Below are 14,541 nucleotides of genomic sequence, written 5' to 3' on the forward strand. Positions count from 1 at the left end.
GCTGCCTCCTGTGGCAGTAGTCGTTGGATGACGATAGTTATAGGCTGTGGGCATCGACTTGAGGATTGGCGCGATCGACACAATGACGGCAAAAACTGACAGCCACGGCAGCCTGGAAATCGGCCTGCTGCACTACCCGGGCGCGCAACGCGCGGCGTTGCATGGTCTGAGCGACCTGTTCAGCGTGGCCAATCGCGTGGCCGCCGAGCTGGGCGCTGCCGGGCTGCCGCAGATCAGGGTGAGCCACTGGCAGGTCGATGAGGCGGGTCAGTTGCAGTTCATTGAGGATAGCCTTGGCCCTCCGAGCCAGCCGTTGCGTGTGTTGATCATTCCACCGAGCCTGGAGTCGACCCCGCCGCCAGACTTGCTAGAGCGGCACAAGCTGCCCTTATGCCAGCAGCATGGCCAGGGCACGGTGCTGGCGTCGGTGTGCATCGGCGTATTCTTTATCGCCGCCAGTGGCCTGCTGGATGGCCGGGCAGCCAGCACTCATTGGAATTACGCGCAGAGCCTTGCCGAGCGTTACCCCATGGTCCATGTGGAGGCCAACCAGCCGCTGCTGGATGACGGTGACATCATGACATCCGCCGGGTTAATGGCCTGGACCGAACTGGGGCTGCGCCTGCTGGAGCGCTATCTCGGCGGCTCGGTGGCCTGGGAGACGGCGCGCTACATGTCCGTCGAGCCAGTTGCCAGGCCCTTGCCGGGGGCGTTGTTCAATCCGCGCCTGGATCACGGTGACGAAGCGGTGCTGAAGGTTCAGCACTGGTTGCAGGCGAACGGTGCGCAAGATGCCGACCTCGCCGGCATGGCAGCCTGCGCCGGGCTGGAGGCGCGCACCTTCCTCAGACGCTTCCGTGCGGCCACCGGCCTGAAACCCACCGAGTACTGCCAGCAGGTAAGGGTGGGGCGTGCCTGCCGGATGTTGGAATTCACCCGGCGCACGGTCGAGCAGATTGCCTGGGGAGTGGGGTATCAGGACCCAGGGGCGTTTCGCAAGGTGTTTCAACGCATCACCGGTCTGACACCCAGCGAGTACCGGCAACGCTTCGCCTTGCCCTGCTCAGGGTAGGTGCGGCCCCGGCCCCTCATTAGCCAGATGATCCTGGTGGTTGCGCAGCGGGCATTCCTTCAGCGACATGCAACCGCAGCCAATGCAGCCATCGAGCTGGTCGCGCAGCCTGACCATTTCGTCGATTCTGTGGTTCAGGTCCTCCCGCCAGCGCGCAGAGAGACGCTGCCAATCTTCGGCCGTGGGGGTGTGGTCGTTGGGCAGGGCGGCCAGGGCAGAGGCAATCTCGGCCAGCGGAATGCCCAGGCGCTGGGCCATCTTGATTACCGCGACCCGACGCAGCATTGCCCTCGGATAGCGCCTCTGGTTCCCCGCATTGCGGGTGCTCTGGATCAGGCCCTTGGTTTCATAGAAATGCAGCGCGGTCACTGCCACGCCGCTGCGAGCAGCCAGCTGGCCGACACTGAGCAGCTTTTCCGTCGTGGCAGGTGCTGTATCGGGCATGGGAAAAAACGCTTGACCTTGAGTTAACTGGAGGTTTTACCCTGCAGTCCATTCCGAAGCAAGCGTTCGCAGCAAGGAGACTCGCCATGACGGCCAGCCCGCATTCCCTGTGGTTCACCCAGATGATCGAATATGAAGTACCCGCTTCGCGCCAGGCAGCGCTGGCAGAGGCCTTGGTCACGCGCAGTGAAGAATTGGCTGTGCGTTGCCAAGGTCTGCAGAGTGTCAGCATCCAGGTCAGCGACGATGGCAGCCGGGTCTTGCAGTACCTGCTATGGCAGTCACGCCTGGCCTGGGTGGAGGCGGCGGACTGTTTTGCCGAAGAGCCTTTCTTCGACCTGCTCAGCCGCCATCAGGCGCGTGGTGTCAACTTTGCCGCGTACCAGACGTTGCACAGCCTGGTACGTGGGTCTGATGGTGGTCTGCATTGCCAGGTCGGTGGCCCTCAGGCATACCAGGGGGCGTAGTGCGGGTAACGGTCCAGGCGTGCGCCGACCACCATCTCGCTGATCCAGGCGGCAAGGATCGAGCTGTAGGCCTTCTGGCTTTCCTCGCTGGAGAGCGCGTGATCGGCACCATCGACAATGCGATGGGTCAGCGAATGAGCGCTGACGAATGCCGAGCGGTAACTCATCAGCGTGGCGTGCGGCACATAGTCATCCTGCTCCGATTCGACCAGCAACACATCGCCGGTAAACTCGGCACAGGCGGCCAGTGCACGGTTGTCGGAAGGGCCGAGCAGGCGCAGCCGATAGTCGTTCAGGCGCTGGCGATCAAGGGCTTGCTTGGGCATGTTCCATTCGTCGTCCCAATACATTGCAGGCACGCGCAAGGCCAACCATCTTACCGGCCGCTGCAACGTCAGCAGGGTAGCCAGGTAGCCACCGTAGCTGCTGCCGATGAGGGCGATAGCGCTGCTGTCCACCGCCGGGTGGCTGACCAGTCGGTCGTAGGCGGCCAGCAGGTCCTTGAGGTTCTGTTCGCGGGTAACGGTCAGGCGCTGGCTTTCGGTTTTCTCGTGGCCGCGCAGGTCGAAGGTCATGCACACGCAGCCCAGCCCGGTAATGTGCCGGGCGCGCGCCAGGTCGCGCTGCTGGCTGCCGCCCCAGCCGTGGACGAAGAGAATGCCGGGCATCTTGCTGCCTGGGCTGACCAGGGTGCCGGCGATGCTGTCATCTTCGACCTGCAGCTCCACGGTTTCACTCTGAATGCTCATGCTGGCGAATCCGCGCGTATTTGCTGAGTTGTCCGAGTTCACTGTCGTTTCCTTGATAGAAGAGGGTGGCGTCAGCGGGCAGGTCGGGGGCGCCGAATACTTCATGGGTAGAGGCGCAGACCTGCTGCAGTGCCGGGTCGTCGGCGAATGCCTGCAGTGCCAGGAGCTCTGCGCTACTGGCTCCCCCCAGACGCCAGGATTGTTCGAGCACGCCGCTACGCAGATGGCCTTGGGCTGTAGTGCCGCGGGCGATGTCGTAGTTGCGCCGCGATGCGATGAAGCCCGGGAAGTGCTGCTCGGCGGCTTGTTCGTAGGTCATGGCCTGGTTGATAGCAAGGCGCAGGTGATCCTCCAAGGGTAGCTGTAGCAGGGACTGATAGTCGCCACGAACCACAACGAGCTCGGAGCCGCCGTAGACTTCACAGCCCTGGTGGTCTCGCGTCAGCTGCTGGGTGCCGTGATAGCTGCAGGTCAGGCCGGCGACGCGAACTTGGCCAACGCTGAAGGTCTCTACGTCGCTGAGGTCTTCTTCCAGCACCAGGCCCCAAAGGGCCAGGTCCCGTTCATCGATGTTGGCCAGCAGCGGCTCCAGTTCATCCGCATGGCTGATGACTTGCTGGCCGCGGCCGGCGCAGGCCAGCACGGGCTTCACCCGCAAGGGGCCTTCAAGCAGCAGCAATTGGGCAGCGCGCCGGGCATCGGCCTTGCTGAACACGGTGTAGCCGCAGAGCAGGGCATCACTGGCCTGGAGGGCGAAGGCATCGGTCCAACCCGGTGGGAACTCGGCATCTGCTGGCAACGGGTGGGAAATGGCCTTGGTGGCCATGTAAGGGTGGCTGACCAGTCCACCGAACAGGTCGTGCTCGCTGTGAATGCCCATGGCGGCATAACGCTCAGGGCCAACCAGGGTTTCGGTCGGCAAGTAATAGAAGTGTGGGTCTTCCATGGCTGGCACATCGGTCAGCACGGCATGGCAGCCGAGTAATCGGGCCAGTCGGTCCGCCAGTTTCAAGTGCACGGCATGTTCATGTTCCGGGGTGTGCTCACGGGTATCGAGCAATACCACGGCGGTTTTCCGGTCGTTGGCACTGGGCATGGGCATCTGCCTGTGTGCAATGAATGTATAGGTTGTGAAGCTCGTGTCAGCGGTAAGTTCAGCTAGAAGTGACTGATGGTCCCGGCACAAGTGTAGGAAGCGTCTTATTTGCAGGTGACGTCATGGGCATAGCATCCCGCGAGTCGGTCGCCATGATTGCGGCACCGTGGCAGCTGTTCCATTATCCTCATCCTGGAATAACCACGATGTGTCCGCAGGAGTGCGCATGAACGTTCAGACCACGATTCAGCAAAGTGTGCCGGAGCGCCTGGCGCGCGTGCGCGAGGTCATGGCCCGAGAAAGGGTCGATGCCCTGCTGGTGCCTTCGGCCGACCCGCATCTTTCCGAGTACCTGCCGGGCTACTGGCAGGGGCGTCGGTGGCTGTCTGGCTTTGATGGTTCTGTAGGCACCCTGGTGGTTACCGCGGACTTTGCCGGTGTCTGGGTCGACAGCCGTTACTGGGAGCAAGCCGAGAAGGAGCTGGCCGGTAGCGGCATCGTCTTGATGAAGCTGCTACCAGGCAAGCCGGGAGCGCTGGAATGGCTGGGTGACAATGTTCCGCTGAAAGGCGCCGTGGCCGTGGATGGCGCGGTCATGGCACTGGCTTCGGCGCGTCAGCTCGAAGAGCGGCTCAAGGCCCGCGAGGCGCGTCTGGTAACCGATCGGGACGTGCTCGCCGAGGTATGGGAGGGCCGCCCGGCACTGCCAGGCAACCCGATCTATCAGCACCTGCCGCCCTACGCCACGGTCAGCCGGGCCGAGAAGCTTGGCCAGCTGCGGGCCACGCTGCAGGACAAGGGGGCCGATTGGCACTTTATCGCGACCCTCGACGACATCGCCTGGCTGTTTAACCTGCGTGGCAGTGATGTGTCTTACAACCCGGTTTTCGTTGCCTTTGCACTGATCGGCAAGGACCAGGCGATCCTGTTCGTCGGTGCCGGGAAACTCGATGAGCACTTGCGCCATGTGCTTGCGGTCGACGGCATCGAAGTGCGCGATTACACCGCGGTTCAGCAGGTGTTGGCGGAGCTGGCCCCGGATACTCGCCTGCTGGTAGACCCGGCTCGCGTGACCTGCGGCTTGCTGAAGCACCTGGATGCTCAGGTGCAACTGGTCGAAGGGCTGAACCCGACCACGCTGAGCAAATCACGCAAGGGTGAAGAGGAACTGGTGCACATACGCCAGGTCATGGAGCAGGATGGCGCGGCCTTGTGCGAATTCTTCGCCTGGTTTGAGGCGCATCAGGGTCTGGAGACCATCACCGAATTGACTGTGGATGAGCAGTTGAGCGCTGCGCGTGCCCGCCGACCGGGCTTCGTCTCGCTGAGTTTTTCGACCATTGCCGCGTTCAACGGCAATGGCGCGATGCCGCATTACCGCGCCACGGAAGAGTCCCATGCAGTCATAGAGGGTGATGGCCTGCTGTTGATCGACTCCGGAGGCCAGTATCTGGGCGGAACCACCGACATCACGCGGATGGTCCCGGTGGGTAATCCGACCCTGGAGCAGAGGCAGGACTGCACCCGCGTTCTCAAGGGCATGATCGCCTTGTCGCGTGCCAGCTTCCCGCGCGGCATCCTGTCACCTTTGCTCGATGCCATTGCACGGGCGCCAATCTGGGCAGACCAGGTCGACTACGGTCATGGCACCGGGCATGGCGTTGGCTACTTCATGAACGTGCACGAAGGTCCCCAGGTGATTGCCTACCAGGCGGGAGCCACGCCGCAGACGGCAATGCAGGTGGGCATGATCAGCTCGATCGAGCCAGGTACCTACCGGCCTGGCGCCTGGGGGGTGCGTATAGAGAACCTGGTGGCGAACCGTGAAGCGGGCAAGAGTGCCTTTGGTGAGTTCCTGCGCTTCGAAACCTTGACACTGTGCCCTATCGATACGCGTTGCCTGCTTCCCGAAATGCTGGCCAAGGAAGAGCGGGAATGGCTGAACCAATACCATGCAACGGTACTTGAGCGTCTGGCGCCCTTGTTGCAAGGGGCTTCGCTGGATTGGCTGAAGGCGCGCACAGCGCCGCTTTGACCTGGTTGCGGGCACGTCGGTAGATAAAAGAAGGGCAGCTCGCGGGCTGCCCTTTCTTATTTGCAGATGACGATCATGCTGCGGCTGGTGTAGCCAGCAGGGTTGATGCCGAACAGGTAATCACCGGGCTCTTCGTCGGTGTCTCCGGAGCGGGCGATCACCTTGTATCCGCGAGAGCTGCAGGACGTGGCCGCTTTGCTGTAGCACTTGTCCCACGACGAAGAGAGGCCGGAGCAATTGATATGCAGGCCTTTTTTCCCTTTTTTGACCTCAGTCTTGGCCGTTGCGGCACATCCGGCAATGGCCAAGACGGCCAGGATGAGCAAAATACGTTTCATTCCTGTCCTTAATTGCAGGGCTGATCAGTTGTCTGGCCCGGTCGTTATCGCTTCGGTTCTTCCTGAATCTTCCTCGGCTTCCGTGTCCGTACAAGTAGATAGCGTAAAGATTATGATTTTGTGACAGCTTAATCAGCGAGGCGAGTGGGGACAATGATTAATCTCGTCTCAAATGAAAATATTTCTCAAGTCAGTCTGCGGCGAGTGCAGGGTTTGCCTCGCGGCGCATGGACAGTGTAGCGCCGACCGAGGCTGCGATGATGGCAAGAATGGCCAGCCACTGGGTGGTGTTCAGTACTTCGCCGAGGAACAGCAGGCCTGAGAGTGCGCCAATCGCCGGTTCGATGCTCATCAGCGTACCGAAGGTACGGGCTGGCATGCGGGTCAGGGCGACCATTTCCAGGCTATAGGGCAGGGCGGTCGAAAGCACGGCGACACCCAGTGCCAGCGGGATGACGGCAGGGGTGAGCAATGCACTGCCGGCATGCACGATGCCGATGGGCGCGACAAACAAGGCCGCGACAACCACGCCGAGGGCCGCGCTCTGGATGCCGTGCTCGGCGCCGGCGCGCTGGCCGAACAGAATGTACAGAGCCCAGCAAACGCCTGCGCCAAGCGCATAGGCTGCACCCATCTTATCGAGCGGCTGGCCGCCGTGCCCGACCGGTAGCAACAACAACAGGCCGGCAACCGCCAGGGCAATCCACACGAAGTCCAGCGCACGGCGCGAGGCGAACAATGCCACGGCCAGCGGGCCGGTGAACTCCAGGGCGACGGCGATGCCTAGCGGCGTGGTTTGCAGCGACATATAGAAGAGGAAGTTCATGCCGCCCAGGGACATGCCGTAGACGACGACGTTACGCAGGGTATTGGCGGTCATGCGCACGCGCCATGGTCGCAGGATCAGCAGCATGATGATGCTGGCGAAGATCAGGCGCAGGGTGGTGGTGCCTTGAGCGCCAATGATGGGGAACATGCTTTTTGCCAATGAAGCGCCGGACTGGATCGAGGCCATGGCGATGAGCAGCAGGCCGATCGGGAAGAGAGTGGCGGCCAGGCTGCGGGGCTGGGTGTTCATTTATGCGCGGCTATCCTTGGGAGGTGTGCGGGTTGTGCAATATAGTGCGCAATTGGTGGTGCGAGGTGCAAGGCTCCTTTAGTAGGCTTTTCATCGAATGTTTCAATTTCATGAATTTAAGGGTTGACGCGCTTTCGAATCCCCTTATAATGCGCCCCACTTCCAGCGACATCGGAACGACAAACTCCTTGAGATTCAATGAGTTAAGTAGTTGAGGTGGTGTTGGAGGGGCTTCGATCGAAAGATCGATAGCGGTTGAGATGAAGGTTGACAGCGGTTTTAAACGCTGTATTATTCGCCTCCCGCTAGCGAGTGATCGCAGCGAGTCAAGTGTTTGAAGCTAAACGAGTTTCTCGGAAAAAACTTCAAAATAAACGCTTGACAGTAAGTGAGGAAAGCGTAGAATGCGCGCCTCGGTTGAGACGAAAAGCTCTTAACCAAACGCTCTTTAACAAATCGAATCAAGCAATTCGTGTGGGTGCTTGTGAGTACGGACTGATAGTCACAAAGATTATCAGCATCACAAGTGGCCATGCGAGAAATCACATAGTCATTTGAGATTGCTGAGCCAAGTTTAGGGTTTCTTAAAAACCCAAGCAGTATTGAACTGAAGAGTTTGATCATGGCTCAGATTGAACGCTGGCGGCAGGCCTAACACATGCAAGTCGAGCGGATGACGGGAGCTTGCTCCTTGATTCAGCGGCGGACGGGTGAGTAATGCCTAGGAATCTGCCTGGTAGTGGGGGACAACGTTTCGAAAGGAACGCTAATACCGCATACGTCCTACGGGAGAAAGCAGGGGACCTTCGGGCCTTGCGCTATCAGATGAGCCTAGGTCGGATTAGCTAGTTGGTGGGGTAATGGCTCACCAAGGCGACGATCCGTAACTGGTCTGAGAGGATGATCAGTCACACTGGAACTGAGACACGGTCCAGACTCCTACGGGAGGCAGCAGTGGGGAATATTGGACAATGGGCGAAAGCCTGATCCAGCCATGCCGCGTGTGTGAAGAAGGTCTTCGGATTGTAAAGCACTTTAAGTTGGGAGGAAGGGCAGTAAGTTAATACCTTGCTGTTTTGACGTTACCGACAGAATAAGCACCGGCTAACTCTGTGCCAGCAGCCGCGGTAATACAGAGGGTGCAAGCGTTAATCGGAATTACTGGGCGTAAAGCGCGCGTAGGTGGTTTGTTAAGTTGGATGTGAAAGCCCCGGGCTCAACCTGGGAACTGCATCCAAAACTGGCAAGCTAGAGTACGGTAGAGGGTGGTGGAATTTCCTGTGTAGCGGTGAAATGCGTAGATATAGGAAGGAACACCAGTGGCGAAGGCGACCACCTGGACTGATACTGACACTGAGGTGCGAAAGCGTGGGGAGCAAACAGGATTAGATACCCTGGTAGTCCACGCCGTAAACGATGTCAACTAGCCGTTGGAATCCTTGAGATTTTAGTGGCGCAGCTAACGCATTAAGTTGACCGCCTGGGGAGTACGGCCGCAAGGTTAAAACTCAAATGAATTGACGGGGGCCCGCACAAGCGGTGGAGCATGTGGTTTAATTCGAAGCAACGCGAAGAACCTTACCAGGCCTTGACATGCAGAGAACTTTCCAGAGATGGATTGGTGCCTTCGGGAACTCTGACACAGGTGCTGCATGGCTGTCGTCAGCTCGTGTCGTGAGATGTTGGGTTAAGTCCCGTAACGAGCGCAACCCTTGTCCTTAGTTACCAGCACGTTATGGTGGGCACTCTAAGGAGACTGCCGGTGACAAACCGGAGGAAGGTGGGGATGACGTCAAGTCATCATGGCCCTTACGGCCTGGGCTACACACGTGCTACAATGGTCGGTACAGAGGGTTGCCAAGCCGCGAGGTGGAGCTAATCTCACAAAACCGATCGTAGTCCGGATCGCAGTCTGCAACTCGACTGCGTGAAGTCGGAATCGCTAGTAATCGCGAATCAGAATGTCGCGGTGAATACGTTCCCGGGCCTTGTACACACCGCCCGTCACACCATGGGAGTGGGTTGCACCAGAAGTAGCTAGTCTAACCTTCGGGAGGACGGTTACCACGGTGTGATTCATGACTGGGGTGAAGTCGTAACAAGGTAGCCGTAGGGGAACCTGCGGCTGGATCACCTCCTTAATCGACGACATCAGCCTACTGATGAGCTCCCACACGAATTGCTTGATTCATTTGCTGATCAGAACTCAGTAATGAGCATTCCCTGTGAATGTTGATTTCTGACTTTTGTCAGACCGTTCTTTAAAAATTCGGATATGTGATAGATATAGACTGAACACCAGTTTCACTGCTGGTGGATCAGGCTAAGGTAAAATTTGTGAGTTCTGCTCTTAATTGAGCGAAATGCGAATTTTCGGCGAATGTCGTCTTCACAGTATAACCAGATTGCTTGGGGTTATATGGTCAAGTGAAGAAGCGCATACGGTGGATGCCTTGGCAGTCAGAGGCGATGAAAGACGTGGTAGCCTGCGATAAGCTTTGGGGAGTCGGCAAACAGACTGTGATCCAGAGATCTCTGAATGGGGGAACCCACTCAGCATAAGCTGAGTATCTTGTACTGAATACATAGGTGCAAGAGGCGAACCAGGGGAACTGAAACATCTAAGTACCCTGAGGAAAAGAAATCAACCGAGATTCCCTTAGTAGTGGCGAGCGAACGGGGACCAGCCCTTAAGTTGGTTTGAGATTAGTGGAACGCTCTGGAAAGTGCGGCCATAGTGGGTGATAGCCCCGTACACGAAAATCTCTTATCAATGAAATCGAGTAGGACGGAGCACGAGAAACTTTGTCTGAACATGGGGGGACCATCCTCCAAGGCTAAATACTACTGACTGACCGATAGTGAACCAGTACCGTGAGGGAAAGGCGAAAAGAACCCCGGAGAGGGGAGTGAAATAGAACCTGAAACCGTATGCGTACAAGCAGTGGGAGCCTACTTTGTTAGGTGACTGCGTACCTTTTGTATAATGGGTCAGCGACTTATATTCAGTGGCGAGCTTAACCGAATAGGGGAGGCGTAGCGAAAGCGAGTCTTAATAGGGCGTTTAGTCGCTGGGTATAGACCCGAAACCGGGCGATCTATCCATGGGCAGGTTGAAGGTTAGGTAACACTGACTGGAGGACCGAACCGACTACCGTTGAAAAGTTAGCGGATGACCTGTGGATCGGAGTGAAAGGCTAATCAAGCTCGGAGATAGCTGGTTCTCCTCGAAAGCTATTTAGGTAGCGCCTCATGTATCACTGTAGGGGGTAGAGCACTGTTTCGGCTAGGGGGTCATCCCGACTTACCAAACCGATGCAAACTCCGAATACCTACAAGTGCCGAGCATGGGAGACACACGGCGGGTGCTAACGTCCGTCGTGAAAAGGGAAACAACCCAGACCGTCAGCTAAGGTCCCAAAGTCATGGTTAAGTGGGAAACGATGTGGGAAGGCTTAGACAGCTAGGAGGTTGGCTTAGAAGCAGCCACCCTTTAAAGAAAGCGTAATAGCTCACTAGTCGAGTCGGCCTGCGCGGAAGATGTAACGGGGCTCAAACCATGCACCGAAGCTACGGGTGTCATCTTTGATGACGCGGTAGAGGAGCGTTCTGTAAGCCTGTGAAGGTGAGTTGAGAAGCTTGCTGGAGGTATCAGAAGTGCGAATGCTGACATGAGTAACGACAATGCGAGTGAAAAACTCGCACGCCGAAAGACCAAGGTTTCCTGCGCAACGTTAATCGACGCAGGGTTAGTCGGTCCCTAAGGCGAGGCTGAAAAGCGTAGTCGATGGAAAACAGGTTAATATTCCTGTACTTCCAGTTATTGCGATGGAGGGACGGAGAAGGCTAGGCCAGCTTGGCGTTGGTTGTCCAAGTTTAAGGTGGTAGGCTGAAATCTTAGGCAAATCCGGGATTTCAAGGCCGAGAGCTGATGACGAGTGCTCATTAGAGCGCGAAGTGGTTGATGCCATGCTTCCAAGAAAAGCTCCTAAGCTTCAGATAACTGGGAACCGTACCCCAAACCGACACAGGTGGTTAGGTAGAGAATACCAAGGCGCTTGAGAGAACTCGGGTGAAGGAACTAGGCAAAATGGCACCGTAACTTCGGGAGAAGGTGCGCCGGCGAGGGTGAAGGACTTGCTCCGTAAGCCCATGCCGGTCGAAGATACCAGGCCGCTGCGACTGTTTATTAAAAACACAGCACTCTGCAAACACGAAAGTGGACGTATAGGGTGTGACGCCTGCCCGGTGCCGGAAGGTTAATTGATGGGGTTAGCGCAAGCGAAGCTCTTGATCGAAGCCCCGGTAAACGGCGGCCGTAACTATAACGGTCCTAAGGTAGCGAAATTCCTTGTCGGGTAAGTTCCGACCTGCACGAATGGCGTAACGATGGCGGCGCTGTCTCCACCCGAGACTCAGTGAAATTGAAATCGCTGTGAAGATGCAGTGTATCCGCGGCTAGACGGAAAGACCCCGTGAACCTTTACTATAGCTTTGCACTGGACTTTGAATTTGCTTGTGTAGGATAGGTGGGAGGCTTTGAAGTGGGGACGCCAGTTCTCATGGAGCCATCCTTGAAATACCACCCTGGCAACTTTGAGGTTCTAACTCAGGTCCGTTATCCGGATCGAGGACAGTGTATGGTGGGTAGTTTGACTGGGGCGGTCTCCTCCCAAAGAGTAACGGAGGAGTACGAAGGTGCGCTCAGACCGGTCGGAAATCGGTCGTAGAGTATAAAGGCAAAAGCGCGCTTGACTGCGAGACAAACACGTCGAGCAGGTACGAAAGTAGGTCTTAGTGATCCGGTGGTTCTGTATGGAAGGGCCATCGCTCAACGGATAAAAGGTACTCCGGGGATAACAGGCTGATACCGCCCAAGAGTTCATATCGACGGCGGTGTTTGGCACCTCGATGTCGGCTCATCACATCCTGGGGCTGAAGCCGGTCCCAAGGGTATGGCTGTTCGCCATTTAAAGTGGTACGCGAGCTGGGTTTAGAACGTCGTGAGACAGTTCGGTCCCTATCTGCCGTGGACGTTTGAGATTTGAGAGGGGCTGCTCCTAGTACGAGAGGACCGGAGTGGACGAACCTCTGGTGTTCCGGTTGTCACGCCAGTGGCATTGCCGGGTAGCTATGTTCGGAAGAGATAACCGCTGAAAGCATCTAAGCGGGAAACTTGCCTCAAGATGAGATCTCACTGGGATCTTGAATCCCCTAAAGGGCCGTCGAAGACTACGACGTTGATAGGTTGGGTGTGTAAGCGCTGTGAGGCGTTGAGCTAACCAATACTAATTGCCCGTGAGGCTTGACCATATAACACCCAAGCAATTTGCTAACGCAGATTGCGGTGGTGAAGACGAAAGAACCGAAAGTTCGCAACATCACAAATTCACATATCCGAATTCGCCAAGAGTGTTCAACAGACATTCTGGCTACAGAATTTCTTGACGACCATAGAGCATTGGAACCACCTGATCCCATCCCGAACTCAGTAGTGAAACGATGCATCGCCGATGGTAGTGTGGGGTTTCCCCATGTGAGAGTAGGTCATCGTCAAGATTCATTTCGCAAAACCCCTATCTGCGCATGCAGGTAGGGGTTTTGTCTTTTCGGACGAAGGAAACCTTCAGCCTCGGGCAACTTCGGCGAGGTGCGCCGTTGCTTCTTCGCTCTTGAGTACCAGCACATCGCCTTCCAGCGAATCGAGTACCACTTCCGAGGTATTGCCGATCAGTGCCCCGGAAATCCCGCTGCGCGCAACGGTGCCAATCACCGTGACAACGGCATCGAGCCGCTCCTCGAAATGGGGAATCAGCACATCTGCAGGCCCTTCCGCGACATGCAGGTGCTCTTCACTGATATCGAACTCTGCCTGGAATGCACTGCAGGCTTCCCGATAGCGCTTTTCGATGGTTTCACTCAGCTGATAAACCGGGTCTGATGCCGACAGCATGGGTGAGGGGTGCGCGCTGACGACATGCAGTTGACCCTTGGCCAACCCGGCAATGGCATAGCCATGGTCAATGATACTGGCATGCAGGCGACGATGGTCTTCGTCCTGATTGCCGACATCCACCGCTGCCAGGATCACGCCACCGGTCCAGGCGCGTTCGCTCTTGACCATAAGCACCGCACAGGGGCACTGACGCAACAGCTTCCAGTCGGTCGGGGTCAGCAATGCCTTCTTCAGCGGGTTATCCGGCCGATGTTCCTTGATGACCAGGTCACACCCTTCGGCCTGTTGCACGGCGATGATCGACTCATGCAAGGTCTCATGCCAGGTCTGTTCATGGGTGACATTGTCATAGCCATCATCATGCAACTGGCTGCCGAGCAGGCTGAGCAGTGCACTGTGGTCATGCTTCCTGTCACACATCAGCAGATGCAGGCGAGCACCGGTCACGCCGGCAATCAGCTTGGCACGAGTCAGCGCTCGACTATGGGCATGTTCGGGGTCTAGAACGACGAGGATGCTACGGACAGCTTGCATGGGCGTGAACTCCGTCAAAGGTGGCGACCAATGCCTGACTATAGTCGGCGCCTCCCGCGTCGCCGCTTGATGTACATCAAGCATAGTCACTGGTGCTGCCCGTCGCCCTCGGTATAATCGCCGGTCTTGCCTGTCCAGTGTGGTTGTTCGTTTATGTCGCTGATCCCCGAAATCGATGCCTTCCTCGGCTGCCCGACCCCAGATGCCTGGATCGAAGCGGCGCTCGCCGACCAGGAAACCCTGCTGATCGATCACAAGAACTGCGAGTTCAAGGCGGCCAGCACCGCCCTGAGCCTGATCGCCAAGTACAACACCCACCTGGACCTGATCAACATGATGTCGCGCCTGGCCCGTGAAGAGTTGGTGCATCACGAGCAGGTGCTGCGGTTGATGAAGCGTCGCGGCGTGCCGCTGCGGCCGGTTTCTGCGGGGCGTTATGCGTCTGGCCTGCGCCGCCTGGTGCGCGCCCACGAGCCGGTGAAGCTGGTGGATACCCTGGTGGTCGGGGCATTCATCGAGGCCCGTAGTTGCGAGCGTTTTGCGGCCTTGGTGCCACACCTCGATGAGGAGCTCGGCACCTTCTATCACGGCCTGCTCAAAAGCGAAGCCCGCCATTATCAGAGCTACCTGAAGCTGGCCCACCAGTATGGGGAAGAGGCGGACATCGCCCGCCGCGTCGAACTGGTACGCCTAGCAGAAGCGGAGCTGATCCAGTCTCCCGATCAGGAGCTACGCTTCCACAGCGGTATCCCGATGGCGCAAGCTGCCTGAC

General features: G+C 57.7%; 10 protein-coding genes and 3 rRNA genes. 7 read left to right on the forward strand and 6 right to left on the reverse strand.

The window, feature by feature from the left end:
• Positions 1-82: 82 nt before the first annotated feature.
• Positions 83-1,072 carry a GlxA family transcriptional regulator gene (locus ACOKS3_RS09390; RefSeq protein ID WP_103446671.1) on the forward strand — a complete coding sequence of 330 codons (990 nt, stop codon included), beginning with the start codon at positions 83-85 and terminating at the stop codon, positions 1,070-1,072.
• Here ACOKS3_RS09390 and soxR read toward each other — a convergent pair.
• A complete protein-coding gene (gene soxR / locus ACOKS3_RS09395) occupies positions 1,064-1,516 on the reverse strand; it encodes a redox-sensitive transcriptional activator SoxR (protein ID WP_103446672.1) in 453 nt (150 codons plus the stop codon). The two genes, ACOKS3_RS09390 and soxR, sit on opposite strands and share 9 nt — an antisense overlap.
• Positions 1,517-1,602: 86 nt before the next feature.
• Here soxR and ACOKS3_RS09400 point away from each other — a divergent pair, with 86 nt between their 5' ends.
• Positions 1,603-1,983 carry an antibiotic biosynthesis monooxygenase gene (locus tag ACOKS3_RS09400; protein ID WP_103446673.1) on the forward strand — a complete coding sequence of 127 codons (381 nt, stop codon included), beginning with the start codon at positions 1,603-1,605 and terminating at the stop codon, positions 1,981-1,983.
• Here ACOKS3_RS09400 and ACOKS3_RS09405 read toward each other — a convergent pair.
• Complete coding sequence (locus tag ACOKS3_RS09405) at positions 1,962-2,732, reverse strand: alpha/beta hydrolase family protein (protein ID WP_103446674.1); 771 nt, start codon at positions 2,730-2,732, stop codon at positions 1,962-1,964. The genes ACOKS3_RS09400 and ACOKS3_RS09405 overlap by 22 nt on opposite strands.
• On the reverse strand, positions 2,716-3,834 hold the full coding sequence (locus ACOKS3_RS09410; protein WP_422763286.1) for a DUF3182 family protein: 1,119 nt from the start codon (positions 3,832-3,834) through the stop codon (positions 2,716-2,718). Before ACOKS3_RS09410 ends, ACOKS3_RS09405 begins: the two co-directional genes overlap by 17 nt.
• Before the next feature lie 220 nt (positions 3,835-4,054).
• Here ACOKS3_RS09410 and ACOKS3_RS09415 point away from each other — a divergent pair, with 220 nt between their 5' ends.
• Positions 4,055-5,863, forward strand: coding sequence for an aminopeptidase P family protein (locus tag ACOKS3_RS09415; protein WP_103446676.1), 1,809 nt, complete (start codon positions 4,055-4,057; stop codon positions 5,861-5,863).
• Between the two features lie 56 nt (positions 5,864-5,919).
• On the opposite strand, the gene ACOKS3_RS09420 is transcribed toward ACOKS3_RS09415, so the two are convergent.
• Positions 5,920-6,201 carry a hypothetical protein gene (locus tag ACOKS3_RS09420; RefSeq protein ID WP_422763287.1) on the reverse strand — a complete coding sequence of 94 codons (282 nt, stop codon included), beginning with the start codon at positions 6,199-6,201 and terminating at the stop codon, positions 5,920-5,922.
• 190 nt (positions 6,202-6,391) lie between these two features.
• Positions 6,392-7,279 carry a threonine/homoserine exporter RhtA gene (rhtA, locus tag ACOKS3_RS09425; RefSeq protein WP_422763288.1) on the reverse strand — a complete coding sequence of 296 codons (888 nt, stop codon included), beginning with the start codon at positions 7,277-7,279 and terminating at the stop codon, positions 6,392-6,394.
• A 604-nt stretch (positions 7,280-7,883) separates the two neighbouring features.
• Here rhtA and ACOKS3_RS09430 point away from each other — a divergent pair.
• The 3 genes from ACOKS3_RS09430 (at position 7,884) to rrf (ending at position 12,838) form a co-directional block, all read left to right on the forward strand.
• Positions 7,884-9,420: ribosomal RNA gene (locus ACOKS3_RS09430) — 16S ribosomal RNA — on the forward strand.
• 280 nt (positions 9,421-9,700) lie between these two features.
• Positions 9,701-12,592: ribosomal RNA gene (locus ACOKS3_RS09435) — 23S ribosomal RNA — on the forward strand.
• A 130-nt stretch (positions 12,593-12,722) separates the two neighbouring features.
• Positions 12,723-12,838: ribosomal RNA gene (gene rrf / locus ACOKS3_RS09440) — 5S ribosomal RNA — on the forward strand.
• Together the 16S, 23S and 5S rRNA genes form the textbook arrangement of a ribosomal RNA operon.
• Before the next feature lie 67 nt (positions 12,839-12,905).
• On the opposite strand, the gene ACOKS3_RS09445 is transcribed toward rrf, so the two are convergent.
• Complete coding sequence (locus ACOKS3_RS09445) at positions 12,906-13,769, reverse strand: universal stress protein (protein ID WP_103446680.1); 864 nt, start codon at positions 13,767-13,769, stop codon at positions 12,906-12,908.
• Between the two features lie 153 nt (positions 13,770-13,922).
• Between ACOKS3_RS09445 and ACOKS3_RS09450 the strand changes: the two genes are divergently transcribed.
• Positions 13,923-14,540 carry a MiaE family protein gene (locus tag ACOKS3_RS09450; RefSeq protein ID WP_422764605.1) on the forward strand — a complete coding sequence of 206 codons (618 nt, stop codon included), beginning with the start codon at positions 13,923-13,925 and terminating at the stop codon, positions 14,538-14,540.
• The last annotated feature ends 1 nt before the right edge of the window (position 14,541 follow it).

It is taken from the genome of Pseudomonas sp. HS6-2 (assembly GCF_049325675.2).
Classification (GTDB): domain Bacteria; phylum Pseudomonadota; class Gammaproteobacteria; order Pseudomonadales; family Pseudomonadaceae; genus Aquipseudomonas; species Aquipseudomonas putida_N.

Coding starts and splice junctions, on each gene's coding strand:
- ACOKS3_RS09390 (WP_103446671.1), top strand. CDS start 83: ATGACGGCAAAAACTGACAGCCACGGCAGCCTGGAAATCGGCCTGCTG.
- soxR (WP_103446672.1), bottom strand. CDS start 1,516: ATGCCCGATACAGCACCTGCCACGACGGAAAAGCTGCTCAGTGTCGGC.
- ACOKS3_RS09400 (WP_103446673.1), top strand. CDS start 1,603: ATGACGGCCAGCCCGCATTCCCTGTGGTTCACCCAGATGATCGAATAT.
- ACOKS3_RS09405 (WP_103446674.1), bottom strand. CDS start 2,732: ATGAGCATTCAGAGTGAAACCGTGGAGCTGCAGGTCGAAGATGACAGC.
- ACOKS3_RS09410 (WP_422763286.1), bottom strand. CDS start 3,834: ATGCCCATGCCCAGTGCCAACGACCGGAAAACCGCCGTGGTATTGCTC.
- ACOKS3_RS09415 (WP_103446676.1), top strand. CDS start 4,055: ATGAACGTTCAGACCACGATTCAGCAAAGTGTGCCGGAGCGCCTGGCG.
- ACOKS3_RS09420 (WP_422763287.1), bottom strand. CDS start 6,201: ATGAAACGTATTTTGCTCATCCTGGCCGTCTTGGCCATTGCCGGATGT.
- rhtA (WP_422763288.1), bottom strand. CDS start 7,279: ATGAACACCCAGCCCCGCAGCCTGGCCGCCACTCTCTTCCCGATCGGC.
- ACOKS3_RS09445 (WP_103446680.1), bottom strand. CDS start 13,769: ATGCAAGCTGTCCGTAGCATCCTCGTCGTTCTAGACCCCGAACATGCC.
- ACOKS3_RS09450 (WP_422764605.1), top strand. CDS start 13,923: ATGTCGCTGATCCCCGAAATCGATGCCTTCCTCGGCTGCCCGACCCCA.